A 23,141-nucleotide genomic window follows, 5' to 3' on the forward strand; every position below is an offset into this window, starting at 1 on the left:
CTATGGCCTTCATCTCACAATATCTAACACAAAACCGTCATTAAAAATTCCAACTAAATAACCCGTTTCTCATGGGAAATTTGACCAAAAAATGCAACCTCTTGCTTATTTTTTATCCCAAACCGACATAAGACTTCTCAAAAAAGACCTCAAAAAAATTTAAAAGCATATTTTTTCCAATTAAATCATATAGTTAAATTGCTTAGAGTACTAATATTTAGAATTGTCAAGGGTTGACCTAAATTGCACAATCAGCCTAGTATAGTTTTCGTTAAACAGCTGTTTAATAAAAAGGTTCATCAATGCCCAAAGTAGGAATGCCCGAAATACGTAAGCCTCAGCTCATCGAGGCCGCCATTAAAGCCATTGATAAATATGGTTTTTCTGGTGCTACCGTCAGTGTTATTGGCAAAAAAGCAGGCGTCTCACCTGCCATTATTAACCATTACTTTGGTGGCAAAGACGGTCTGTTTGAAGAGACCATGAAAAGCTTGATTCGTGAATTTTTTGAAGTTTTATCTGACGAAGTCATGAAATCGAAAGATAAACCCGCTAAAGATAAAGTGATGGCTATAGTTAAAGCAGGCTTTAGTCAATCTCAAACCCATCCCCAAGTGGTCAAAGCTTGGATGGGCTTTTGGGCGTCAGCCATGCACACTCCGTCACTGTTTCGTTTACAACGTGTTTATTCTAAGCGTCTTCAAAGCGCTTTGGTGCATGTATTAAAAACCGAATTTCCAGTGGCGCAAGCTCGTAATGTAGCTTGCACTGTAGCGGCGATGATTGATGGTATGTGGTTACAAGGATCTTTGGCTGGCGGTATCCACAAAGAAACATCAGCTAAACTGATAGAAGATTACTTAGATTTGGTCATGCCTGATAGAGGCTATCACTCACATTAAGTAACAGTAAATGCTAAAAATGGTCGAATAATACACCATGGAGCAAGGTAGAAAGCTCTATATTGCAATGACAATATAGCACTAATCAATTTTTGATTATCACAAAAGAGAGGGTAAGGTATGTTAAACAAAGCAACAAAAACCGCGATCGCCATTAGTTTGGCTAGTGTGTCAGGCTTCACAATGGCAGCCAGCTGCTCAACAGTACGTTTTTCTGATGTAGGTTGGACTGACATTACAGCAACAACTGCCATTACGAGCGAAGTGGTAGAAGGCCTAGGATACAAATCCAAAACTCAATTGCTTTCTGTCCCGGTCACTTACACTTCACTTGCTAACGGTGACATCGATGTTTTCTTAGGAAACTGGATGCCAACCATGCAAGCGGATATCGAACCTTACCTAAAAGCCGGCACAGTTGAAGACCTTGGTCCAAACCTAAAAGGCGCTAAATACACATTGGCCGTTAGCAAAAATGCTTATGAAGCTGGTGTCACCGATTTTGCAGCCATTGCCAAACACCGTAAAGATTTCTCTGGTCGTATCTATGGTATTGAGCCAGGTAACGACGGTAACCGCATCATCCAAGACATGATCGACTCAAACGCGTTTGGTCTTGGTGACTTCCAATTGGTTGAGTCCAGTGAAGCCGGCATGTTGTCACAAGTAAGCCGTAACACTCGCCGTGGTAAATGGATTGTATTCTTAGGTTGGGCACCACATCCAATGAACGCCAACTTCGATATGGAATACCTAGCAGGTGGTGATGATTATTTCGGTCCTAATTTCGGTGGTGCAAACGTGCACACTAATATCCGTAAAGGCTATTTAGAAGAATGTCCAAATGTTGGTAAATTGCTCACTAACCTGAAATTCTCATTGCCAATGGAAAACGAAGTCATGGGCGCCATTCTTGACGATGGTAAGAAGCCGAATGTTGCTGCTCGTGATTGGTTAAAAGCGAACCCAGGCGTTCTTGATGCTTGGTTAGAAGGCGTTAACACGACTTCTGGTAGCAATGGCCTAAGTGCTGTTAAAGCACACCTAGGGCTTTAATACCCTCTTTGTCACACCTCACCATGTTATGCAGTCCACTCGGCTGCATAACATGTCTTATTTAATCTTCGGGAGAACACTTATATGAATTGGCTGACGGATAATAAAATTCCTCTTGGCGCTTGGATGGAAAACTTTGTCGATTGGCTAGTTGATGCGGCTTCCGTTTTTTTCGACCTAGTTTCAATCACACTAGAAACTATGATTATTTCTATGGTTGATGCCATTGAATGGCTTCATCCTTTAGTTGTCATTGGCGTTGTGTTAGCCGGTGCATGGTTCCTTCATCGCAGTATCGGCCTGCTGGTTTTTATTGCCGCCGCTTTGTTACTCATTATTAATATGGGCTATTGGGTTGAGACCATCCAAACCCTAGTGCTGGTTGTGTCTGCTACCGCGATAAGCGTACTCATCGGTGTGCCAATTGGCATCGCAGCAGCGCATCGACCTTGGCTGTATACTTTATTACGCCCTATGTTGGATTTAATGCAAACCATTCCAACCTTTGTTTACCTCATCCCAACACTCATTCTATTTGGATTAGGTTATGTACCGGGTCTGATCTCAACCATTATATTTGCCATTGCCGCACCGATTCGCCTGACTTACCTAGGCGTTAGCAAGGTACCAAATGAATTATTAGAAGCGGGCTTAGCCTTTGGTTGTACCAAATCTAAACTGCTTTACAAAGTTGAGCTACCAGCAGCCATGCCAAGCATTATGGCAGGGGTAACTCAATGTATCATGCTGTCTCTTTCTATGGTGGTCATTGCCGCTCTCGTTGGCGCAGACGGACTCGGTAAACCGGTTGTACGTGCACTGAACACCGTAAACATCTCTCAAGGTTTTGAAGCGGGTGTTGCCATTGTCTTGGTGGCCATCATTCTTGACCGTATTTGTAAAACCCCATCCGTTAAGAACGAGGTTTAATTCATGACTGTTGTATCCATTGAAAATGTCGACATTGTTTTCGGCGACAATCAAGAGAAAACCTTGCCCTTAATGGACAAAGGTCACAGCCGTGATGAAATTCTAGGCATGTCTGGCGATGTAGTTGGTGTGCAAAATGCCAACATCGAAGTCAATGAAGGTGAAATATGTGTATTAATGGGCCTATCAGGCTCTGGTAAATCGACTCTTCTGCGAGCAGTGAATGGCTTAAATAAAATTGCTCGTGGTCGCTGCCTAGTTAGAGATGGCGATAAGATGATTGATATGGCGAAGTGTGATGAAACCACTCTACGTCATATGCGTACTCATCGTGTCTCTATGGTGTTCCAAAGTTTTGCTCTGATGCCTTGGCTTACCGTACTAGAAAACGTGGCTTTCGGACTCGAGATGCAAGGCATGCCGAAAGAAGAACGTCTTCAAAAAGCTCGCGAGCAATTGAAGATGGTGAGCTTGGACCAGTGGGCCGACAAAAAGCCTGACGAACTATCTGGTGGTATGCGTCAACGTGTTGGTTTAGCACGTGCTTTTGTCATGGACACAGATGTACTCTTAATGGATGAACCTTTCTCTGCACTGGACCCGTTAATTCGTTCTCAGTTACAAGACGAATTAATCGAATTACAGAAGCGTTTAAATAAAACCATTATTTTTGTCAGCCATGACCTAGACGAAGCGCTTAAAATTGGTACAAAAATCGCCATCATGGAATCTGCTCGTATTATCCAAGAAGATACGCCAGAGCAAATCGTCTTGAATCCAGCGACAGAGTACGTTGAGAAATTTGTTGCGCACACCAACCCACTCAATGTATTACGTGGTCGTTCTTTGATGACAGCGATTGATCAATTAGCGGTAAAAGATGGTCGTATCATGGTCAATGATGACGCTTGGATTGAATTGGATGGTGGTAAGCTAATCAAAGCTCATAATCATAATGGTGAAATAGCGACTGTAGATTGGACGCCTGAGACCATTTTAGCCAATACACCAAAAGAAGCGGTCTTCCTTGTGCCAGCAAACATTGCCATGCGTGAAGCGGTTGAAATTCGTTATCACGCAGACCAATTTATGATTCTCATGGAAGGAGATCAATGTCTTGGTGTGTTGCAGGATCACAACTTCTATCACGCCTTATTAGGCAAGCATTTCGGACGAGATGAAAGCCTCTAATTTATACTAAAAAAAGCGAACCGAACTGGTTCGCTTTTTTGTATTGTGTCCTCACGCTTCCCGCACTTTAATTATGCTTTTAGAGCAGACCAAAAAACCTTTCTCTCACGAAGAATAAGCATTGCATTCAAGAAATCTATCGGTATAGTCTGCCGAAATATTAACCAGCTGCTTTTTATCAGATTTTCCAGTGAAATGAACAAGGACATGACATGTTAAAGCAAACCCTGCTGCCTATCTGGAGCTTACTCTTTGGCATTGCGATTTTAACCATAGCCAGCGCCCTGCAAAGCTCGCTTATCGGTATCCGTGCGTCCATTGAAGAGTTCAATACGTCCGCGACAGGGTTAATCATGTCGGCCTATTATTTAGGTTTCATTGTGGGTTCCTTGATTGTGCCAAACTGGATCAAGAACGTTGGTCACATTCGAGTTTTCGCGGCGGTGGCTTCTCTCGCCTCAATCACCATCCTTATGCAGTCCGTATTGGTTAACCCTTGGTTTTGGATCTTTATGCGTATGTGTACTGGATTATGCTACGCCGCCTTGTTTATTGTCACCGAAAGTTGGCTAAATGAAATTTCCACCAACACCACACGTGGTCGCTTATTTTCCATTTATATTATTGAGATTTGGGCTTGCCAGACATTTGGCCAAGCACTGCTGAACATTGCTTCGCCAGGAGGTTACGGACTTTTCATTCTAACGTCCGTATTGATTTCTTTGGCTTTGGTCCCCTTATTATTGGTCAGAACCCCATCGCCGACCATTGATATTCCAGAAAAGCTCAACATCATGGGGTTGGTTCGAACCGCACCACTGGGTGTAACAGGAGTCACTATTGCTGGTATTACATCGGGGGCGATGCTCAGCTTAGGGGCTTTGTATGCCAAAAGCATAGGTATGAACATCATCCAAATATCCCTTTTTACGGGTGCCAGCTACATAGGTGGCATGTTATTACAATGGCCAATTGGCTTATTATCAGACCGACAAGATCGACGGGTCACCATTTTGTGGGTTGCCATTGTCGGAGGCGTAACCGCGCTGATTGTGCCGTTTGGCTACAACATGGATAACCAGATCATCATGATGGTCGGGATGTTTATGATTGGTGCCTTTATCTTTCCCATGTATTCACTGGCATCATCACACATTAATGATCAGCTTAGACCGGAGCAAATTTTATCTGCCAGTAGCGGCATTATCTTGCTAAATGGCGTCGGCGGGATGATTGGTCCTTTGGTGGCCGCTATTTTGATGGATTGGATCAGCTTAAACGCGCTTTTCTGGTTCGTGTCTTTCATGAATATTTTTGTCATTCTAATGGCCTTGTACCGAATTAATGCGCAACCTGCGATGGTTATCGAAGAACAAGGGGATCAGATTCCAGTGGCGCTGACCGTATCGTCCGTTGCCACCGCAGAGATGCTGGTCGAAGCCGACTCATCCATTCAAACCGAAGAGAAAAGCCACGAGGTGGAAATCAAGCTCTAACTACTCCGTTTTTTCAAGCCACCCTCCTTATAAAGGCTGGGTGGCAATTTGAAAGGCAATAAACCAAATCAATAACGCATTGATGCGATTAAACCAACGCCAAAAGCTCGCTTTCTCTAGTAAGGCGGCACACAATCGTCCAACAAACGCTAAGGATAGAAACCACGCAATGGAGGCCAATACACCACCCATGACAAACTGCCATTTCGCTTCTTGCCATTGATTAGCCAAACTGCCGATCAAAATCATAGTGTCTAAATAAAAATGTGGGTTTAACCAAGTCACAGCTAAGGCCATCATAAACAGAGGCCAAATAGCGAGTTTTTTGGTGTACAGCTCCAAAATTAAATGCTCTTCTAGAAAAGACGCTCGCCATTTACCGTAAGCAAACCAGACCAAAAATGCGACACCGCCCCAACGAGAAATCGCCAGTAACCAGTCATGCGTTTGCAACAATAACCCAAGCCCAAAGGCACCCAGCATCATGGAAATCGCATCACTCACAATAAACAACAATGCCAAGGGAAACGCATAATGACGTTTTAGTGCTTGCTCTAATAAAAAACTGTTCTGCGCACCCACCGCAATAATCAAACCACCACCTGTGATTGCACCACTCATTAAAGCTAACATAAGTTCATCTCCTAATAATTGACTTGATCTTATGCAAAGAGACCACTAAATTAAAATTAATTAAATTTAAACTGCATTACTAAAACTTATGTTCGATTATAAAGCACTGATCAGCTTACAGGCGGTGGTGAAATACCAAAGCTTTGACAAGGCAGCCACGGCACTTCACATCACACAATCAGCGGTATCGCAAAACATCAAACGTCTAGAGTTGGAGTATGGGCGCCCTTTATTGATTCGCGCCAGACCCGTAGTGGCAACCCCGTTAGGAGAAAAGCTTCTTGCCCATTTAAATAAGGTGAGTTTGCTAGAAGAGGGCTTACAGGAGAGCATTCAAGGGGAAGTTAGTCACCAACCACTTAATATTGCGACCAACAATGACGTGCTGGCCACATGGTTTATTCAGGTAATGCAAGAGTTTGCTAACATCAGCACCACCAAATTACACATCAAAGCGGCTGACCAACTCCAAACTCGCAGCATGCTGCAGAGTGGGCAAGTAGTGGCTTGTTTAAGCCAAGTAGGTACACCCGTCGCAGGTGGTGATGTGGTATTTTTGGGTAATATGAGTTACGAGTTGGTCGCAACTCAATCTTTTATTAATGACTATCTGCACGGTGACGTCAGTGTCCATTCCGTTGCTAACTCCCCTTCTCTGGTCTATAACGAAAACGATGAGTTGTGGGAGCGTTATCAAACGGAATGTTTAAAAATAAAAGCGGATGTCATTAACAGTCATTGGTACCCATCTTCACACGGTTTCGTAGAACTTGTCATGGGTGGCACAGTCTGTGCTTTAGTCCCTAGTGTCCAGGTTAAACAGCAGTTAGAAAACGGGCAGCTGATTTCCCTGTTTCCAAGTGACAAAATCGCCTTGCCACTTTATTGGCATTGGTACAAACTTAACGCCCCAATATTGGATCGCTTAACTAAGGTGATAAAAACTGTCACACAAGATGTCCTATACTAAAGGCCATTAGAGAAACAGGCTGGCTATGCCCACGTTTGGACAGCCACTTTACACAGCCATTTTAAGGAAAAACTATGATACGCAAATGTCTATTCCCTGTTGCAGGCTACGGCACCCGTTTTTTGCCAGCCACTAAGTCCATGCCCAAAGAAATGCTTCCTATTGTTAACAAACCTCTAGTGCAATACGGTGTGGAAGAAGCAACAGCAGCAGGCCTTAACAATGTGACTTTTGTTACTGGTCGAGGCAAACGAGCCATTGCTGATCACTTTGATATCAGTTACGAGTTGGAACACCAAATCTCAGGCTCCAGCAAAGAAAAATACCTTGAAGGCATTCGTCACCTTATCGACAATGTTAACTTCTCTTTTACACGTCAAAACAACATGTTAGGCCTTGGTCATGCCATTTTGACCGGCGAACCTTTAATCGGCGACGAAGCCTTCGGCGTTGTCTTAGCTGATGACCTTTGCTTCGGTGAAGATGATGGTGTCATGGCGCAAATGGTAAAACTCTACAACCAATTCCGTTGTACTATTGTCGCGATTGAAGAAGTACCTGAAGACGAAGTACACAAATACGGCGTGATTAAAGGTGAATCCATGATGGAAGGGCTTTTCCGAGTGACGGACATGGTTGAAAAACCAGCGAAAGAAGACGCGCCATCCAACCTTGCTATTATCGGTCGCTACATTCTTACTCCCGATATCTTCGATAAAATTCGCAACACGCCACCTGGTCGTAACGGCGAAGTGCAAATTACAGACGCTATTATGCAACAAGCAAAAGAAGGCTGTGTTTTAGCGTATAAGTTTAAAGGCAAACGTTTTGACTGTGGTAGCGTCGATGGTTTCGTTGATGCAACCAACTTCTGCTACCAAAACATCTACAAAGACCCAACAGAGTCCTAATCTAAAAAGAACCGCTAAATACGACAAAACAAGCCAGCGCACAAAAACAGTGCACTGGCTTTTTTTATTATCGCTCTTATTTCATCCTTTAGGATTGAATCAATAACTGACTCAACCAAATACAGATTGGCAAGGTCAAAATTGACATCAGAATTTGCAACGTAATATAAGCAGCCATTTTATCCGCATCGCCGCCCAGCTGTCTGGCTAGAGCGTATGCCGATGTGGCGGTTGGCACAAAGCCAAACAATACAGCCACTAGCGCAGGAAGGCCGGTCACGTCTAACCACCAGCACGCTAAAATAATGCTCGCAGGGAAAACGAAAAATCTTGCACCAGCTGACAACCAAAAAGTCGCTCCTACCGAACGAATCGCATCCATTCTCACACTGGCACCCACCGCCAACAACACCATAGGCAAAGCAGATTTTGCCAACATATTCGCCACATCAGAAATGACTAAAATCGGCGTTAGCCCCATTAAATTCAAACTGACACCCAGAGCAATGGCAAGGATCAGTGGATTACGAATCAAGGCACCAGTTAATAATTTAGGCAAGCTATGATCTTTACCTGAAGAGGAACCATGCATAATCACCATGGAAATCACCAAAAAAACATTAATCGACGGTACCAGAATAGCGCCACCTAACACCGCCAACACTAAACCCTCATCGCCATACACACTGCCCGCTACAGCTAATACGATAAAGGTGTTAAAGCGAACGCCTGCTTGCAACATAGAAGAGGCGGTGGGCGCCTCAATCTGCATTAACCAGGTAATCGAAAAAACAAAGACCGCTGTGACCGCAAGAGCCAACAATAAAATCAAGGCATAACTGGCTAACATACCATTCGAAAAATCGATTTGAGAGGTATTAGCAAACAATAAAGCGGGGAACAGCAACCAATACGTCAGCTTATCCACACCTTGCCAAAAACCTTCCATAGGGAAACGCCAACGCTGACAAAACGCACCTAACATTAACAAAGCAAAAATCGGTAAAATGGAAAGTGAAATGGAAAACACACAGACTCCTTAGTGTTATTAAATTAGGGTTCAACCGATATACTGGGAACCAACTGCCAATCTTGCAGCATTAATTGCTCAACAAACCAACTAAGGCCACGTCCAGGCTGTTCATTACGCCACGCTAAATAGGCCATTTGATTCGGTCTTGGTAATTCACACTGACGTATCACTAAACGACCATTGTTGAGTTCTTCTTGAATTCTATGTTTGGGTAAATACCCCACCCCTAACCCCAAACATTGCGCCTCAATTTTGCTTTGCATTGAGTCCACACGCACCACCTGACGCGCGTCAAACACACCACTACTGCGAGCCGGCAAAATTTTTGAACTGTCTGCCACAACAATGGCGGGATACTGGCGTAAATGCTGTGCGGTGATCTTACCATCTAGCAAGGCTAGTGGATGAGTCGGCGCAACGGCGAAGACAAATTCTAGTTCACCCAACGGACGAATCTGTACTTGCCCCTTTGGCAACTCTCCTGTCGCACCAATGACCAAATCTGCCCTATCATCTTGCAGAGCATCCCAAGCGCCACCTACGGCCTCTTCAGACAGGCTTAACTCGACTGGTCGATTTTGGTCCAAAAAACTGCCGACTACGCTCATTAGTGGCGCTGACAAAATTGCTGTATCTCGAGCAATTCTCAACCTTGGCTCCCACCCAGATTCCATCTGTTTGATGGAATCTTCTAGACGTGTGGCGGCATCCAAAATGCTACGACCTTGCTCCAACACCATGTGACCAGCCGTTGTTAATACCGCTCTTTGACGCGATCGATCAAATAAGGCAACCCCCAAATCTTCTTCTAACTTTTTCACGGTATAAGTCAGAGCTGACGGTACTTTGAACAAAGCCTCTGCAGCAGCAGAAAAACTGCCAAGCTGATGAATGGCATCAATTACTCGCAATGCTTCTAATGTAACGGCATGAGCCATGCTTCACCTTTTATTCAAATTTTTTGAAATACTAGCTCAAAAGCTTCCGATTTTCTTTCTTTTTAGCCGCATCTAAACTGACCCTATTCTTATAGAGACTTCTCTACACCATTTTAGGAGACAGATTATGATTCAGTTACGCTCAGCAAATGATCGCGGTCATGCTAATTTTGGCTGGCTCAACAGCTACCACAGCTTTTCCTTTGGCAGTTATTTTGACCCGCAGCATATGGGGTTTTCTCATCTACGAGTGATTAATGATGATACCGTCAGCCCAAGCGCCGGATTTGAAACCCACGGCCACAAAGACATGGAAATTCTTAGCCTAGTGTTACAAGGTACCATTGCCCATAAAGATAGCACTGGCAACATTGAAGAATTGCCTGCAGGTGAATATCAATTAATGTCGGCAGGCAAAGGGATTTATCACAGTGAATTTAATGCGTCTGACCAAGAAACCCTAAAATTCTTGCAGATTTGGATTCAACCTAATCGCTTGGGTGGCGAGCCAGGTTATCAACAAAAAGCGTTTGGAGAAGAAGAAGGTTTAACCAACATCATCACACCGGATGGTGAAAGTGGCACCTTAGCCATCAAACAAGACATGCGTTTACACCAGCTTATTATGTCAGAGCAAACACAGTTGACATGGCAAGCTGATGCCAAACGACGCTACTATATTCACTTAATTGAAGGTGAACTGAGCTTGGCAGATGGTATTAATATGAAACCTGGCGACGGTGCCAAATTACAGAGCATTAGCCAAATAGACTTTACCAAGTTATCAGACAAAAGAGTCAAAGCCCTGTTGTTTGATCTTGCCTAAATCAAGTAAAAATGGGTAATGGCCTTGTATAAGAGGTCATTACCATAAAACATAGCGTCAAATCCAAGCCTTCAAAAATGCAAACTCAACCGTTTACCTTGATGTTCGATAATATCCACCTCAACACCATAAAGTGCTTTGATACTATCGGGCGTTAACACCTGGTCTGGTGGGCCTTTAAATACTATCCTCCCCTGCTTTAGTGCAACGATCTGATCCGCATACAAACTGGCATAGTTAATATCATGCAACACAACAACGATGGTTTTGTTCCAGTCAACAATGGCACGCCTTAGTGTCGTCATCAAATGTCGAGCATGATACATATCCAAGTTGTTTAAAGGCTCATCCAATAGGATGTAGTCTGTTCCTTGGCAAAACACCATGGCCACCAATGCCATCTGACGCTGACCACCTGACAATTCATCCAAAAAAGTTGTGCGGAATGTTAACAGTTCAAAATACGCCAACATTTGCTCCACCACCTTGTGATCGTCTGCCGTCGGTCGCCCCTTATGATATGGGTACCTCGCGTAGAGCAATAAATCTTGCACCGTTAGCCGGCTCATAAAGTGGCTATGCTGCTGTAAAATACCGACTTTCCTAGCCATTACTCGGCTAGATGTGCTGGAAATATCTAAGTAATCATAACGAATCTGGCCAGTTTGCAAAGGCAATAAACGCGCCATAAGAGATAATAAAGTGGACTTCCCAGCCCCGTTTGGGCCAATCAACGCGATGGTTTGTTTCGCCTCCAGTGTGAGCTCAGTAACGTCTAATATGTTTTTCCCCGCTCGATCAAAACTCACATTTTGAATTTGAATCACTGCCGACCTCGCTTTAATAACAACATAAAAAAAACACTACCACCAATGACTTCAATCACCACACTCAATGTTGCCTTCATTGAGAGAACATGCTCAAACAAAGTCTGACCAGCTACCAAAATCAACGCCCCTACTATCGCCACCAGTAATAAATGATAACCAGACTTACCATCGGGAAAACATTGTTGTACCAAGGCAACAACCAATAAACCAAAAAATAAAATTGGCCCAACCAAGGCGGTTGAAACACTCACTAACGCTGCCACTAGCATTAGAAATAAACAGGTCATTGGCACATAAGCAATGCCTAAATTGATCACATGATTTCGACCCAAACGGAAAATATCCAAAACCGCGTGCAAGCGCCAAACCAAACCTAAACAGACGGCCAATACGACAACAGCAATCCAAAGCACTTGTCGATCAAGCTGATCGAATCGAGCAAAGGCGGCCCCTTGAAACACGACGAAGTCTTCTGGTGAAATCATCCGCCCCAGAAACTCATTCAACGCTTGTACTAATAAACCAATCACAATGCCAATCAGTAACAATCGATTCATATCTCGATGAAACCGCAGAATCAACCCACCAAAAATGAGCAAAGCAAAACCAATCATCACGAGACTATTCATTAAGAACAAATGAATGGCGTTCATGGCTAAGTAACTTCCTGTGCCTAACACCGAGATAATGACTAGGCTAATCAATAAGTAAATGGCGTCCAAGCCCATAATTGATGGGGTCAAAATACGGCTATGAGTCAGGGTTTGAAAAACATAAGTAGAAACGGCTACTGACACACCAACGGCATTCAATGCCAACCATTTTTCAAAACGCAGCACGAGAAAAAAGTGATCATCTGGTGTTAACCCCCAAGTAATAAACAAGAAAGAAGACAATAACCAAACGCTGATTAAACCTTGCAAAACACGTTTCTGAAATCGATTAGAAAGCACGGCGATCTCCTCGCCATAACATCACTAAAAACACAGTGCCGGCAAATACCGCAAACACTAAATTAGCAGGTACCTCCAATGGATGAGTAAGCAAGCGACCGATCACATCACAAAGCAGCAGCGAACTGGCCCCCATCCACGCACACCATGGCAAGCTATGCTTTAAGTTATCACCACAGTACTGTCTCACAATGTTCGGGATAACCAGTCCAAGAAAGCTGATCATACCGACCGTTGCCACCACCAAAGACGTCGCCAGAGCAATCATCATCAAGGCAACGACAACTAATGCACGATATGGCACGCCTAGTGTTTTCGCCAACGCTTCCCCCATGCCCAACATGCTGAACTGATTCGCCATCCAATACACGATTAGGCCAATGATAAAGGCTCCCCATAGCAGCTCATAACGCCCTTGGATAATGGTCGCAAAGTCACCATTGAGCCATACCGCCAGCATTTGCATGCGGTCAAATTCAAACGCTAAGAATGTCACGCCAGCCCCCCAAATGGCACTGTAAACCAAACCAATTAAAGGCAGTTGTAATGGGTCCGATAAGGTCAGTTTCTGCAATAATGCGAAGAACACCAACAAGCTCAACAGCCCCATACCTGCACCAAGCAGCATGGTCCCCACCAAGCCAACCTCTGGCAAGAACACGCTGGTGAGCAATAACCCAAGAGCAATGCCTTGGGGCGTGCCTAAGGTGGTTGGTTCAGCAAAAACATTGTTCATAACCGATTGCGACAAACAACCTACGATGCCTAAAATACTGCCCACAATTAACACCGCTAGAGTTCTTGGGATACGGCTCGACATCATCACATTCGCCATGTCGGGTTGACGAAAAATGTCCTCCAAAGAGATGGCATAAGCCCCAACCAACAAACTAACAAGCGCTAGCATCAGTAAGCTTAATAACGCCAAGAGCCAATAACTAAATGGCCTCATACGGCTCCAAAGATACACACATCAACATAACAAACCGTGTCATGAAGAGGTTTTCCAATAAGCCACTAAATCAAGATGGGCAGGATTAATGAGCGACTTCAAGGTCATCAAACGACGTTTCATTTGCGCGATGACATGCGCTTCCGTCGCGGCCCATAACCACGTGGCATCACTTAGTGACAAAATCGGTAAGGTTTCTACCGCATGATATAACAGAGCCCCATACGGCTGACCGCCGTCTGAATCTCGGTATAGCCAGTTCAGTTTTGTATTATCACCGTGGGAAAGAGGAATTTCACTGTCTGCACTGGCCACTTCAATCCAAGCATCAATGTGAGCATCATTTGGTAAAATCTCCAACCATCTCGCGAAAGCTGGCAAGCTGGTTTCATCCACAAAAAATACATAGTTAGCGGCATTGGTCGGCGGCAACTTAACCGATCTAGGGCCAAAAATGCCCAAAACGTCCCCTACTTTCGCTTGCTTTGCCCAAGGGCCGCCCACACCTTCGTCGTGTAAAACAAAGTCAATGTCTAAAGTGCATGTGTGCTTATCAAAAGCACGAATGGTGTAATCACGAAAAGGTGAAAAACGCCCCTCCTTAGCCCCTTGCCAATCAGCCGAACCATTTTCCATCACATTCGGCATACGTAAGTGGTTGGGCGATTGAGGGAAAAACAATTTCACGTGTGCTTCTGGTGCCAAAGGATGAAAGCCAAAGCCTTCCAATTCAGACCCTTGCAGTCTAACGCGTCTTAAAGTGGGTGAGATATCCATGATCCTTATCACCTTAGCGGAACGTGGCTTAAGCGGGATTTCAATCCTAGTATTTTTTAACATGTTCCATTACTCATTCATCAACCATTTTAAAAACGGGAAGGATCGTTAAAGACCTGTTCCAGTTGCTGTAATGTGTTTTTCAATCCTTGCACACCACCGACGGCATTCAATGTCCCGACACCATCCAAATACACAATCTGTCCTTTTCGAGCGGCCGCCGTAGCATTCACTAGAGGGTTATTCATTTGCTGCTGAACGTTTGAAGAAGGTTTCCCGACCGCTGCGTCACGATCCATCACAATTAACCAATCTGGGTTTTGTGCCAAAATATACTCAAAAGAAATGGGCGCTAACTCACCTAATTGCTTACTGTCATCACCGACTAGCGTCATGCCTAACTCGGACTGAAACCAATCTATGCGAGTTTTCGCGGTTAACATATTTAACGAGCGGCCAATCACCATCACCACCATCACAGAACCTGTCTTCGACACGGAGGCGGCGACCTGATCACGCAATTGTGTTAACTCATGTTCGATGCTCTTAGCTTGCTCAACTTTATCAAACAGCCGTGCCAAATCGTTCATCCGCTGAATGGCAGCTTGGTATGTGTTGCCTCTGGCCAAAGACAAGTCCACTGTCGGGGCGATTTCAGAAACCGACTCAAATTGTTTCGCGGAGCGCGTTCCTACGACAACAAAATCGGGCTGAAGACGATGAATCGCTTCTAAATCGGCGGTAAATAATGTCCCCACCTCTGACGCCTGATTCTGGTCTATGTAATTGAGGTGTATACCGGCTGGCATGCCGACTAATTTAACGCCAAGCGCATCCAGTGTATCCACCACACCGGCCGGAAACGCAATGATTCGCTGCGGTGTTCCGGCCACATCAACGACACCTCGATACGTCTCAATGTCAGTCGCTTTCACACTAAATGACATTAAAACTAACACCGTAAAAATCACGCTAAAACGCATTGCTGAGCACATTTTTTGATACCTATATCATTCAAAATTTATGTCTGCGCCAAATAATCTTCTAAGAATGCTTTTGGCGTCATACCATAAGCTCGACGAAAAGCATGAATAAAACTCGAAGCATGTTGATAACCCACAAGCCATGCGGCTTCTGAAATGGACTTCTGTTGCTCTAACATAATCACTTTGGCTCGGGCTAAACGCTGTTCAGTGACCCAGTTTCCCAGAGGTCTTCCTAGCTGCTCAACCGCACGACGTTGGAGAGTTCGAACGCTCGTATGTAACGCCTCCGCCATGGCTTGAATATCAAATATTCCCTGATCCAAAAGTCGTTCTAGACTTTGCTGTAATGGCGTCGTGTTACCTTGCTCTAAACCCATAAAGTGTTGCCACGTGGTATTTAATAACAATAACCCCAACATGTCTTTATGCAGAAGGTTGTCATCATCACACGCTGCTAACCATTGCTCACAGCCTGTTTGCATCGCCAGTGTCAAAGGCCAATCCCTAACTGCCTGACGGTAAACATCAACAGACAAGGTACCTTGAGCATCATGATCTTTTAACCAACGCTCCATGCCTCGCAAGACCACTTTTTCATCACATTGACCCGCAAACGTCACTCGGCGAAACAAGGTTTTGTCACTCAAACTGATCATGATGCAGCGGCCTTGATCCGTCGCCGAAAAGTGGTAGTCCTGCTTCCCTAGGGAGAACTGCAGCTCACCTTTTAACAAAAAGACAAAGGTAATGTGCGGGTTCACATTCACTGTGTTATCCACACTACGACGATAGGTATTACGCCCACCATGAATCGCCACACCACTTTTGAGTGAATCAAAACGATAATCCCCTGAGTAATAGTCACGAATTAACGCATCGTCATAAGAATCATTATCGTGCAGTGAGCCAGTATAGAACACTGTTATCCCCTCTCTAAAGGTGTTGGCAGATTTTCCAAGTAGATTGGCAAAATTTCGACATCAGACAAAAATTCACTTGGCATATAATAAATGTAAACGATAACTCTTCTCATTAGCAATGAGAAAAAATTATACAAGGAATAAAAATGTCAAAATACCCTAAGTTTGCATTTACTACGCTTTTCTCTTGCATGGTCTTTAGTTCATTTACTTGGGCCGAAAACCAAATTCGCTTATCAACCCTGACTGTTGAAGGGAATGAGCTCTACCAAGAAGAAGCATCCGAAGAGTCTGAATCCTACACTGTGGATGGTGCAACCGTTGGTAGCAAAACCCCCGCTACCCTACGTGACATTCCTCAATCTGTGAGCGTCATTACTCATCAAAGTATCAAAGATCAAAATGCCGATACTTTGGAAGAAATCGCCGAAAACACCCCTGGTTTACGAATGCTGCCTAACGAAAGAGGTCGTTCTTCGGTCATTGCGCGTGGCTATAAATATTCTGAGTACAATGTGGACGGTCTTCCCGCTCAGATGGAAAGCCGATTGGGAACCATGCCTAACCTAGCGGCGTTTGATCGCATCGAAATTATGCGAGGCCCATCAGGCTTATTCGATGCCAGCGGAGAAATGGGGGGAATCATTAACCTCATTCGAAAACGTGGCACAGATGAGTTTCAAGGCAACGCTGAAGTCAGCCTAGGCACCAATGAGCAATATGAGGCAGGGCTGGACATTGGGTCACCACTCAATGACGACGGCAGCGTCCGTGGCCGCTTAGTCATCAACGGTTTTGGTGAAACACCGGAAGAAACTGACAAGTCGGAACATCACGAAACCTTGTACACAGCGATCGACATCGACTTAAACGACAACACCACATTGGGGTTGGGATTCCTTCATCAAGCCCGCGATGTTACGCCCAACAATGGCTTACCACTAGATGCAAACGGCAATTTATTAAGCCTGCCAAATCACGATTACTACGCCCCAAGTTGGAACAGTTTCACCATGGAAAGTGATGACTTCTTTGCCGATATCACTCACTCTTTTGCTAATGGTGGCTATGGCAAAGTGGGGATGCGTTACCGAGAAAACACCAGTGACTGGAACTATATGTATGCGGGTTCCGCCATTAGCTCGACAGATACCGTTTCCATGCTCCCTTACGCAGGCGATGTCGAACAAAAAGCCTTTGTTGTCGATGCCAGCTACAGCCAACCCTTTGACTTTATGGGAACGATTTCCGAATTCGTGATGGGCGCGGATTATAAAAAATTTGAAGATGACCGACGCGAATACAAAAGTCGAGCAGGCACCACTTACGCCGTGTCAGACCTCAGTAGCATTGCTTATTACGATATCCTAGCAACCAATGGTGCAAGCTCTTATAGCAATGTTCAACGAGAAGAGACTGGCTTATATGGCAAGTTAACCCTTCGTCCGATCGCCAATTTGGCTATCATTGCAGGGGCCAGAGCAAGCCAATGGGACATTACCAACACCAACAAACTCACTGACTCAACCACAACACGCAGTGACAACAAAGCCATCTGGTACGGTGGTGCAGTATACGATCTCGATGACTCTCATAGCCTATACGCCAGTGCTTCCGAATTGTACGTTCCTCAAGAATATGTCGATGCGAATGGCGACGTACTTGACCCACGTGAAGGCAAGCAAGTCGAGTTGGGCATCAAATCAAGCTATCTAGATGACGCCATTCAAGCACGCTTTAGTCTCTATCAAATTGATGATAAAAACGCCTGGGGTGTTAATTCTTCACGAGAATTCATCGCAACCGGTAAACGCCGAATGCAAGGTGCTGAAATTGAAATCATTGGTCAGGTAACAGAAGACTTTAAAGTCATTGCGGGGTACAGCTACATTGATACGGACATTATTGAAGAAAGCTCATATGACGTACTGATTAGTTATATGCCAGAGCACATGTTCAACCTATGGGGCAGCTATCAGGTAAATGAAAAATTGAATGTGGGTCTTGGTTTGAACACCTTAAGCAAAATCGAAAACGATTCCGGTGCTGATGCCAGTGCTTACGAAGTGGTCAACGCCATGATGTCCTACCAATTCACCCCAGAACTAAGCGCACAGCTAAATATTGATAACCTACTCAATGAGAAGTACTACGCTCGCGTTGGTGATTCAGGTCAATTCAATATCCCAGGGGCAGAGCGCGCCGCGAAAGCCACTATCCGCTATCAATTTTAATCACTAAGGTATCGGTCTCATAGGGTAATATGAGACCGATAAAGGCATTATGAGTCAATCTAGTATCCATATCGGTCTCGCCTTAGTCATGGGCTGGCTAAGCGCAAATGGCTGGCGACGAGACAACAGCCAAGTCGAGCAACTATTCAACCTCCAACCTTACCTTGATCTTGCTAAGCAAGCCGAACAAGCCAAACTCGATTTCGTTTTTCGCCCCGATACACTCTTTTTAAAAACTACCCCTTTGGCAACCGAACCCGGCTTTAGCAATCTCGACCCTTTTGTCTTACTGTCCGCGATCGCCAGCCATACTCAAAAAATCGGCTTAGTCGCCACCGCGTCTACCACCTTCTTACCGCCTTATGTTGTCGCACGACAATTACAATCACTCCATTGGTTAAGCCAAGGTCGTGCTGGCTGGAACCTCGTCACGGCCATTGAAGGACAACAAAACTTCGGTGAAACCCCATTATCGCCTTCAAAGCAGCGTTATGAAAAAGCGCAAGAACATCTAAAAGTGGTTCAGAAACTCTGGCACAGCTACCCAAATAGCAGCCTCAAAATGGACAAACAAACCAAGCAATTTGCCGATATTGAACAGATTCACCCCATTCGGCACACTGGCGAATACTTCCATGTCGCAGGACCACTTAGTACACCTGCCACACCTTTCGGTGACATTCCATTATTTCAAGCAGGTGCCTCCGATGAAGGACGTGCCTTTGCTGCCAAAGTCGCCAGCGCGGTGTTTGCCGCGACACCCGATTTAGAAGCCGGCATAGAACTACGACAGGACTTAAGGAAGAGAGCCGCACAATTGGGCCGAGATCCAAACGAAATCAAAGTATTACCTGGGTTAAGCTTATACCTCGCCGAAACACGCAAAGAAGCCGAAAACTGTTACCGCGACACACATACTGGTTTCGACCTTGAGCGTCGCTATGCTTATGTTGAAGAAGCCATTGGTTTAAACCTGAGGGACTATGACGATCACCATGTCCTAACGGAAACCGATCTACCTGAATTAACCAGACCAGTCCGCAGCCAAACCCACAGTAACCTTATGCGTCAATACATCATCCGAGAACACCCCAGTGTAAACACCTTTCTACAACGCCCCGAAGTCTGCGGTTCATCTCACTGGTTAGTCATCGGAACAGCGGAAGATGCGGTAGACAGCATTATCGAGCGTTTATCGGCTGGCGCTGCAGACGGCTTCATCGCCATTCCCGGCGGCCACATACAATCCGCTCAATTATTCTTTGAAAAGATCATTCCCTCCCTCGTGGAACAAGGCTGGTTTCGTGAGGACTACCACGGTAACACCTTAGCGGAACATTTGTTGGGGTAAGTTTTGAGCGTTTTTTAGGATTAGAAGCCAGATGAAGAATGCTTTTTCCGTCTGGCTTTGAGTTTATAGTGGTGAGGGAGGGATGGTTAGGAACGCTCTGAACGTTGTTGGGCGTTAACACCTGGTCTGGTGGGCCTTTAAATACTATCCTCCCCTGCTTTAGTGCAATGATTATATCTTCTTACCGTTAACCGTTATTCATTGCTGGCGAGGTTAGCCTCAAGCAAAAACTTCGATGGCGGCTGGCCCGTATGTTTGCTAAAAGCAGTGCTAAAAGCACTTGCAGACTGATAACCAACCCGCTCCGCAATAGTTGCCATAGTATAGGTTTGACGCCGCAAAAGATCTTTTGCAACAGCCATGCGCCATGTAATTACATACTCCATTGGCGTACAACCTACTGCTTTACTAAAACGTTGAAAAAAAGTAGAACGAGATAACGAGGCCTCTTTTGCTAATTGATTAACCGTCCATGATTGACTTACATCTTGGTGGATTTTTCGAATTGCGATAGCAAGTCGTTCATCGGCTAAACCCACCAATAAACCAGGCACATCCGGTGTATCCATCTTAGTTCTAAAGGCTTCAATAAGCAGAACTTCTAATAATCGAGCTAAGACAGATTCTCGACCAGGACGCTGCGTCAAGGACTCCTCAATAACAAGCTCGACCAAGGTAGTGAGCCTTGTAGCTTCACGGATATGAACAAGATTAGGGAGAAGCGATACCAATATTTTTGAATCAGGCGCTTCAAATTGACAATGCCCAATGAGTAAATGAGCATTCAACTCACATTCTGTTTCACCGACAAAATAGGTACTGGCCGCGGTTTTAATGGGCACAGTATCAGCTTCTTCCAACGAAGGTGGTTGGCTACTTGTTACAATAAAAGCATGCGCTTCTGGAACGAGAACAAAATCGCCAGAGGTTAAACAAATCGGTTCATCGCCTTTTAAGGTGAACTCACAACTTCCCTTTAGTACAACACAAAAAAAAGGGTTGCCGATTTCTTCATGCCTAATTCGCCATGTACCTGCAGCTTGCACCACCTTGGAAAAATCCGCTTTGGGCTTTAACAAGGTCACTATACTCGAAAGAGGATCCATCATTTGAATACTATTGATAATGTAATATGGACTTTACATTATATATTGTACAGCCATCTTTAAATAGAGTTAACACCTCAACCATGTGAGGAACTTCTATGAATAATCTCGTTACTGAATCCAAAAACATTCCAGGATCTAATCGACAACTTACCCAGTCTATTAGTCCGATCACCTTAACTATTGAAGACCGTGAAACACCACTTGAACTAAGGGTTACACTGCCTGTAAGTGGAGATAACATCCCAGTTATCTTACTTTCTCATGGTCATGGCCCGTCGTCGTACTTACCCTCTAAAGATGGTTATGCTCCTCTCGTAAACTATTACGCAGAGCAGGGTTTTGCCGTTATACAACCAACTCATGCAAGCTCAAAAGTCGGAGGTCTAGGCAATAACCACCCAGATGCGCCACTCTTTCTTAATCAAAGAGTGCTTGAAATAAAAACGATATTAGACAGTTTGACGCAAATTGAGCGTGATACCGTCTGTCTTTCTGGCCGTTTAGATAAAGAGCGTATCGCGATCGTGGGGCATTCTGCAGGGGCGATGACAGCAGCTATGCTAATGGGCATGACGCTACCACATATAAGCAGCGTATTAGATCAGCGCATCAAAGTGGGAGCTCTGTTAGCAGCTGTGGGCAAAGGGGGAGATGATTTAGTTGAATCAGCAAGAGAAAGGTTCCCTGAAATTAATCCAGACTACTCATCAATGATCACAAAAAATTTAGTGATATATGGTGATCAAGATCTTAGCCCCCACTTTACAGAAAGAGATGCTGATTGGCATGCGGACCCATATTACATTGCTCCAGGAAGTAATTTTTTGCTGACGTTAATAGGCGGCAAACATGGGCTAGGCGGTGTTGCAGGTTATGATGCTAAAGAAACCGATGACGAAGACCCTGATCGTCTCGCCATCACTCAAAAAATGACTGCTGCTTATTTGAAATCGGCTTTATACGACGATGAGAAAATATGGAAGGATGCCTGTAAAGCACTAGAAACGTATGCCAGTAATCACGCCCACATAAAACAAAAAAATTGAGCGCTAAGAGTTTGAGGATGTTTAAGTCTCTATTAATTTAAAAATCATTTTGAGGGGATAGACTTAAAGTCAAACGAGTTCTACTTCTACCATCTCAGGGGGCAGATCCCTATACGTACATCAGGTTCTTACTACTGCCAACGACTTAGGGGTCTGACTCCTTGCAAGATCCTAGGTTTGATTTTCCTACAGGCGTAAAAAAGCCCTGACAGGATAACCTATCAGGGCTTCTTAGTATTTAAAGCTTGACGGCGACCTACTCTCACATGCTTTCCTTTCATCATGAGGCCCACACTACCATCGTCGATGGTATCTCAGGGGGCAGATCCCAAGCAGCGTAAGCCGCTGACGACGGCAGTGACGCAAGGCATCGCTGGTTGGGAAAGAACAAAACGGGCTAGGCTATCAAAATAACCGAGTCTTGCAGTTAATCTGATTGGATAGAGGTTGCTGGACTAACCCCATCCTAACCTTCCCCTTGAAGACATAAGGGGAAGGAACAAGATACTTGGTTTGTCGACAAAACATCATATCGGATAGCTTGAGCCTATAAGACTTATGCATGTGACTAGATGAGCAAGATACCAAGCAGCGTAAGCCGCTTACGACGGCAGTGACGCAAGGGGTTGCTGTTTGGGAAAGAACAAAACGGGCTAGGCTATCAGAATAACCAAGTCTTGCAGTTAATCTGATTGGATAGAGGTTGCTGGACTAACCCCATCCTAACCTTCCCCTTGAAGACATAAGGGGAAGGAACAAGAGACTTGGTTTGTCGACAAAACATCATATCGGATAGCTTGCGCCCATCTGACTAGATGAGCAAGATCCCAAGCAGCGTAAGCCGCTGACGACGGCAGTGACGCAAGGCGTCGCTGGTTGGGATCATCTGGTTCTTGCCTGTGCAAGCGGCTTAGGGAACTGAGCCCTTGCAAGATCCTAGGTTTGACTTTCCGACAGACGTAAAAAAGCCCTGACAGGATAACCTATCAGGGCTTCTTAGTATTTAAAGCTTGACGACGACCTACTCTCACATGGGATCCCCCACACTACCATCGGCGATGGCGCTTTTCACTTCTGAGTTCGGGATGGGATCAGGT

At 44.8% G+C, this 23,141-nt stretch carries 21 protein-coding genes and 1 rRNA gene; 11 read left to right on the forward strand and 11 right to left on the reverse strand.

The features are described from left to right. Window positions 1–302 precede the first annotated feature (302 nt). From betI to DFP76_RS17215, 5 genes are all read left to right on the forward strand, one after another. Complete coding sequence (gene betI, locus DFP76_RS17195; RefSeq protein WP_113875791.1) at window positions 303–902, forward strand: transcriptional regulator BetI; 600 nt, start codon at window positions 303–305, stop codon at window positions 900–902. 120 nt (window positions 903–1,022) lie between these two features. Continuing rightward, the gene (locus tag DFP76_RS17200; protein WP_113875792.1) at window positions 1,023–1,958 is read left to right on the forward strand and encodes a choline ABC transporter substrate-binding protein; all 936 of its coding nucleotides are present in this window, start codon (window positions 1,023–1,025) and stop codon (window positions 1,956–1,958) included. A gap of 84 nt (window positions 1,959–2,042) precedes the next feature. Next, complete coding sequence (gene choW / locus DFP76_RS17205; RefSeq protein WP_113875793.1) at window positions 2,043–2,888, forward strand: choline ABC transporter permease subunit; 846 nt, start codon at window positions 2,043–2,045, stop codon at window positions 2,886–2,888. Window positions 2,889–2,891: 3 nt separating this feature from the next. Further along, window positions 2,892–4,079, forward strand: a complete 1,188-nt coding sequence (gene choV, locus DFP76_RS17210) for a choline ABC transporter ATP-binding protein (RefSeq protein WP_113875794.1) — start codon at window positions 2,892–2,894, stop codon at window positions 4,077–4,079. Window positions 4,080–4,291: 212 nt separating this feature from the next. Beyond that, window positions 4,292–5,575: an MFS transporter gene (locus DFP76_RS17215; protein WP_113875795.1), complete on the forward strand. Its 1,284-nt coding sequence runs from the start codon at window positions 4,292–4,294 to the stop codon at window positions 5,573–5,575. A gap of 27 nt (window positions 5,576–5,602) precedes the next feature. On the opposite strand, the gene DFP76_RS17220 is transcribed toward DFP76_RS17215, so the two are convergent. After that, complete coding sequence (locus DFP76_RS17220; protein WP_113875796.1) at window positions 5,603–6,208, reverse strand: LysE/ArgO family amino acid transporter; 606 nt, start codon at window positions 6,206–6,208, stop codon at window positions 5,603–5,605. A gap of 88 nt (window positions 6,209–6,296) precedes the next feature. Between DFP76_RS17220 and DFP76_RS17225 the strand changes: the two genes are divergently transcribed. Both DFP76_RS17225 and galU read left to right on the forward strand, forming a co-directional pair. After that, entirely contained in the window at window positions 6,297–7,178 is an 882-nt protein-coding gene (locus DFP76_RS17225; protein ID WP_113875797.1) for an ArgP/LysG family DNA-binding transcriptional regulator, read from the forward strand. Between the two features lie 74 nt (window positions 7,179–7,252). Further along, window positions 7,253–8,089 (forward strand): UTP--glucose-1-phosphate uridylyltransferase GalU, encoded by an 837-nt coding sequence (gene galU / locus DFP76_RS17230; protein WP_113875798.1) that lies wholly within the window; start codon window positions 7,253–7,255, stop codon window positions 8,087–8,089. 88 nt (window positions 8,090–8,177) lie between these two features. Here galU and DFP76_RS17235 read toward each other — a convergent pair whose 3' ends face one another. Both DFP76_RS17235 and DFP76_RS17240 read right to left on the reverse strand, forming a co-directional pair. Then, the gene (locus DFP76_RS17235) at window positions 8,178–9,119 is read right to left on the reverse strand and encodes an AEC family transporter (protein WP_113875799.1); all 942 of its coding nucleotides are present in this window, start codon (window positions 9,117–9,119) and stop codon (window positions 8,178–8,180) included. 23 nt (window positions 9,120–9,142) lie between these two features. Beyond that, window positions 9,143–10,060, reverse strand: a complete 918-nt coding sequence (locus tag DFP76_RS17240; protein ID WP_113875800.1) for a LysR family transcriptional regulator — start codon at window positions 10,058–10,060, stop codon at window positions 9,143–9,145. Between the two features lie 127 nt (window positions 10,061–10,187). Between DFP76_RS17240 and DFP76_RS17245 the strand changes: the two genes are divergently transcribed. After that, window positions 10,188–10,886, forward strand: a complete 699-nt coding sequence (locus DFP76_RS17245; protein WP_113875801.1) for a pirin family protein — start codon at window positions 10,188–10,190, stop codon at window positions 10,884–10,886. A 71-nt stretch (window positions 10,887–10,957) separates the two neighbouring features. On the opposite strand, the gene DFP76_RS17250 is transcribed toward DFP76_RS17245, so the two are convergent. The 6 genes from DFP76_RS17250 to DFP76_RS17275 form a co-directional block, all read right to left on the reverse strand. Further along, a complete protein-coding gene (locus DFP76_RS17250; RefSeq protein WP_113875802.1) occupies window positions 10,958–11,713 on the reverse strand; it encodes an iron ABC transporter ATP-binding protein in 756 nt (251 codons plus the stop codon). Then, window positions 11,710–12,669 (reverse strand): iron chelate uptake ABC transporter family permease subunit, encoded by a 960-nt coding sequence (locus DFP76_RS17255; RefSeq protein ID WP_181799874.1) that lies wholly within the window; start codon window positions 12,667–12,669, stop codon window positions 11,710–11,712. Before DFP76_RS17255 ends, DFP76_RS17250 begins: the two co-directional genes overlap by 4 nt. Next, complete coding sequence (locus DFP76_RS17260) at window positions 12,659–13,621, reverse strand: iron chelate uptake ABC transporter family permease subunit (RefSeq protein ID WP_113875804.1); 963 nt, start codon at window positions 13,619–13,621, stop codon at window positions 12,659–12,661. The genes DFP76_RS17255 and DFP76_RS17260 overlap by 11 nt, the downstream gene beginning before the upstream one ends. 39 nt (window positions 13,622–13,660) lie before the next feature. Continuing rightward, window positions 13,661–14,461 (reverse strand): siderophore-interacting protein, encoded by an 801-nt coding sequence (locus tag DFP76_RS17265; protein ID WP_113875805.1) that lies wholly within the window; start codon window positions 14,459–14,461, stop codon window positions 13,661–13,663. Window positions 14,462–14,487: 26 nt separating this feature from the next. After that, complete coding sequence (locus DFP76_RS17270) at window positions 14,488–15,345, reverse strand: ABC transporter substrate-binding protein (protein WP_181799876.1); 858 nt, start codon at window positions 15,343–15,345, stop codon at window positions 14,488–14,490. Window positions 15,346–15,419: 74 nt separating this feature from the next. Beyond that, entirely contained in the window at window positions 15,420–16,304 is an 885-nt protein-coding gene (locus DFP76_RS17275; RefSeq protein WP_113875807.1) for a helix-turn-helix transcriptional regulator, read from the reverse strand. Between the two features lie 146 nt (window positions 16,305–16,450). Here DFP76_RS17275 and DFP76_RS17280 point away from each other — a divergent pair, with 146 nt between their 5' ends. Then, window positions 16,451–18,538, forward strand: a complete 2,088-nt coding sequence (locus tag DFP76_RS17280) for a TonB-dependent siderophore receptor (protein ID WP_113875808.1) — start codon at window positions 16,451–16,453, stop codon at window positions 18,536–18,538. A gap of 49 nt (window positions 18,539–18,587) precedes the next feature. Beyond that, on the forward strand, window positions 18,588–19,889 hold the full coding sequence (locus DFP76_RS17285) for an NtaA/DmoA family FMN-dependent monooxygenase (RefSeq protein WP_113875809.1): 1,302 nt from the start codon (window positions 18,588–18,590) through the stop codon (window positions 19,887–19,889). Window positions 19,890–20,083: 194 nt separating this feature from the next. Here the strand turns inward: DFP76_RS17285 and DFP76_RS17290 are convergent, their stop codons facing one another. Next, window positions 20,084–20,998, reverse strand: coding sequence for an AraC family transcriptional regulator (locus tag DFP76_RS17290; protein ID WP_113875810.1), 915 nt, complete (start codon window positions 20,996–20,998; stop codon window positions 20,084–20,086). 95 nt (window positions 20,999–21,093) lie between these two features. Here DFP76_RS17290 and DFP76_RS17295 point away from each other — a divergent pair, with 95 nt between their 5' ends. After that, window positions 21,094–22,044: an alpha/beta hydrolase family protein gene (locus DFP76_RS17295; protein ID WP_113875811.1), complete on the forward strand. Its 951-nt coding sequence runs from the start codon at window positions 21,094–21,096 to the stop codon at window positions 22,042–22,044. A gap of 1,008 nt (window positions 22,045–23,052) precedes the next feature. On the opposite strand, the gene rrf is transcribed toward DFP76_RS17295, so the two are convergent. Beyond that, window positions 23,053–23,141 (reverse strand): 5S ribosomal RNA (gene rrf, locus DFP76_RS17300); the annotation flags it as partial.

Origin of the sequence: Marinomonas aquiplantarum (genome assembly GCF_003314975.1) — a bacterium.
Lineage (GTDB): Bacteria > Pseudomonadota > Gammaproteobacteria > Pseudomonadales > Marinomonadaceae > Marinomonas > Marinomonas aquiplantarum.

What these genes read in the sequence shown, in the direction of transcription:
- betI (WP_113875791.1), top strand. Translation starts at nt 303, where the DNA reads ATGCCCAAAGTAGGAATGCCCGAAATACGTAAGCCTCAGCTCATCGAG.
- DFP76_RS17200 (WP_113875792.1), top strand. Translation starts at nt 1,023, where the DNA reads ATGTTAAACAAAGCAACAAAAACCGCGATCGCCATTAGTTTGGCTAGT.
- choW (WP_113875793.1), top strand. Translation starts at nt 2,043, where the DNA reads ATGAATTGGCTGACGGATAATAAAATTCCTCTTGGCGCTTGGATGGAA.
- choV (WP_113875794.1), top strand. Translation starts at nt 2,892, where the DNA reads ATGACTGTTGTATCCATTGAAAATGTCGACATTGTTTTCGGCGACAAT.
- DFP76_RS17215 (WP_113875795.1), top strand. Translation starts at nt 4,292, where the DNA reads ATGTTAAAGCAAACCCTGCTGCCTATCTGGAGCTTACTCTTTGGCATT.
- DFP76_RS17220 (WP_113875796.1), bottom strand. Translation starts at nt 6,208, where the DNA reads ATGTTAGCTTTAATGAGTGGTGCAATCACAGGTGGTGGTTTGATTATT.
- DFP76_RS17225 (WP_113875797.1), top strand. Translation starts at nt 6,297, where the DNA reads ATGTTCGATTATAAAGCACTGATCAGCTTACAGGCGGTGGTGAAATAC.
- galU (WP_113875798.1), top strand. Translation starts at nt 7,253, where the DNA reads ATGATACGCAAATGTCTATTCCCTGTTGCAGGCTACGGCACCCGTTTT.
- DFP76_RS17240 (WP_113875800.1), bottom strand. Translation starts at nt 10,060, where the DNA reads ATGGCTCATGCCGTTACATTAGAAGCATTGCGAGTAATTGATGCCATT.
- DFP76_RS17245 (WP_113875801.1), top strand. Translation starts at nt 10,188, where the DNA reads ATGATTCAGTTACGCTCAGCAAATGATCGCGGTCATGCTAATTTTGGC.
- DFP76_RS17260 (WP_113875804.1), bottom strand. Translation starts at nt 13,621, where the DNA reads ATGAGGCCATTTAGTTATTGGCTCTTGGCGTTATTAAGCTTACTGATG.
- DFP76_RS17265 (WP_113875805.1), bottom strand. Translation starts at nt 14,461, where the DNA reads ATGTTAAAAAATACTAGGATTGAAATCCCGCTTAAGCCACGTTCCGCT.
- DFP76_RS17270 (WP_181799876.1), bottom strand. Translation starts at nt 15,345, where the DNA reads ATGTCATTTAGTGTGAAAGCGACTGACATTGAGACGTATCGAGGTGTC.
- DFP76_RS17280 (WP_113875808.1), top strand. Translation starts at nt 16,451, where the DNA reads ATGTCAAAATACCCTAAGTTTGCATTTACTACGCTTTTCTCTTGCATG.
- DFP76_RS17285 (WP_113875809.1), top strand. Translation starts at nt 18,588, where the DNA reads ATGAGTCAATCTAGTATCCATATCGGTCTCGCCTTAGTCATGGGCTGG.
- DFP76_RS17290 (WP_113875810.1), bottom strand. Translation starts at nt 20,998, where the DNA reads ATGATGGATCCTCTTTCGAGTATAGTGACCTTGTTAAAGCCCAAAGCG.
- DFP76_RS17295 (WP_113875811.1), top strand. Translation starts at nt 21,094, where the DNA reads ATGAATAATCTCGTTACTGAATCCAAAAACATTCCAGGATCTAATCGA.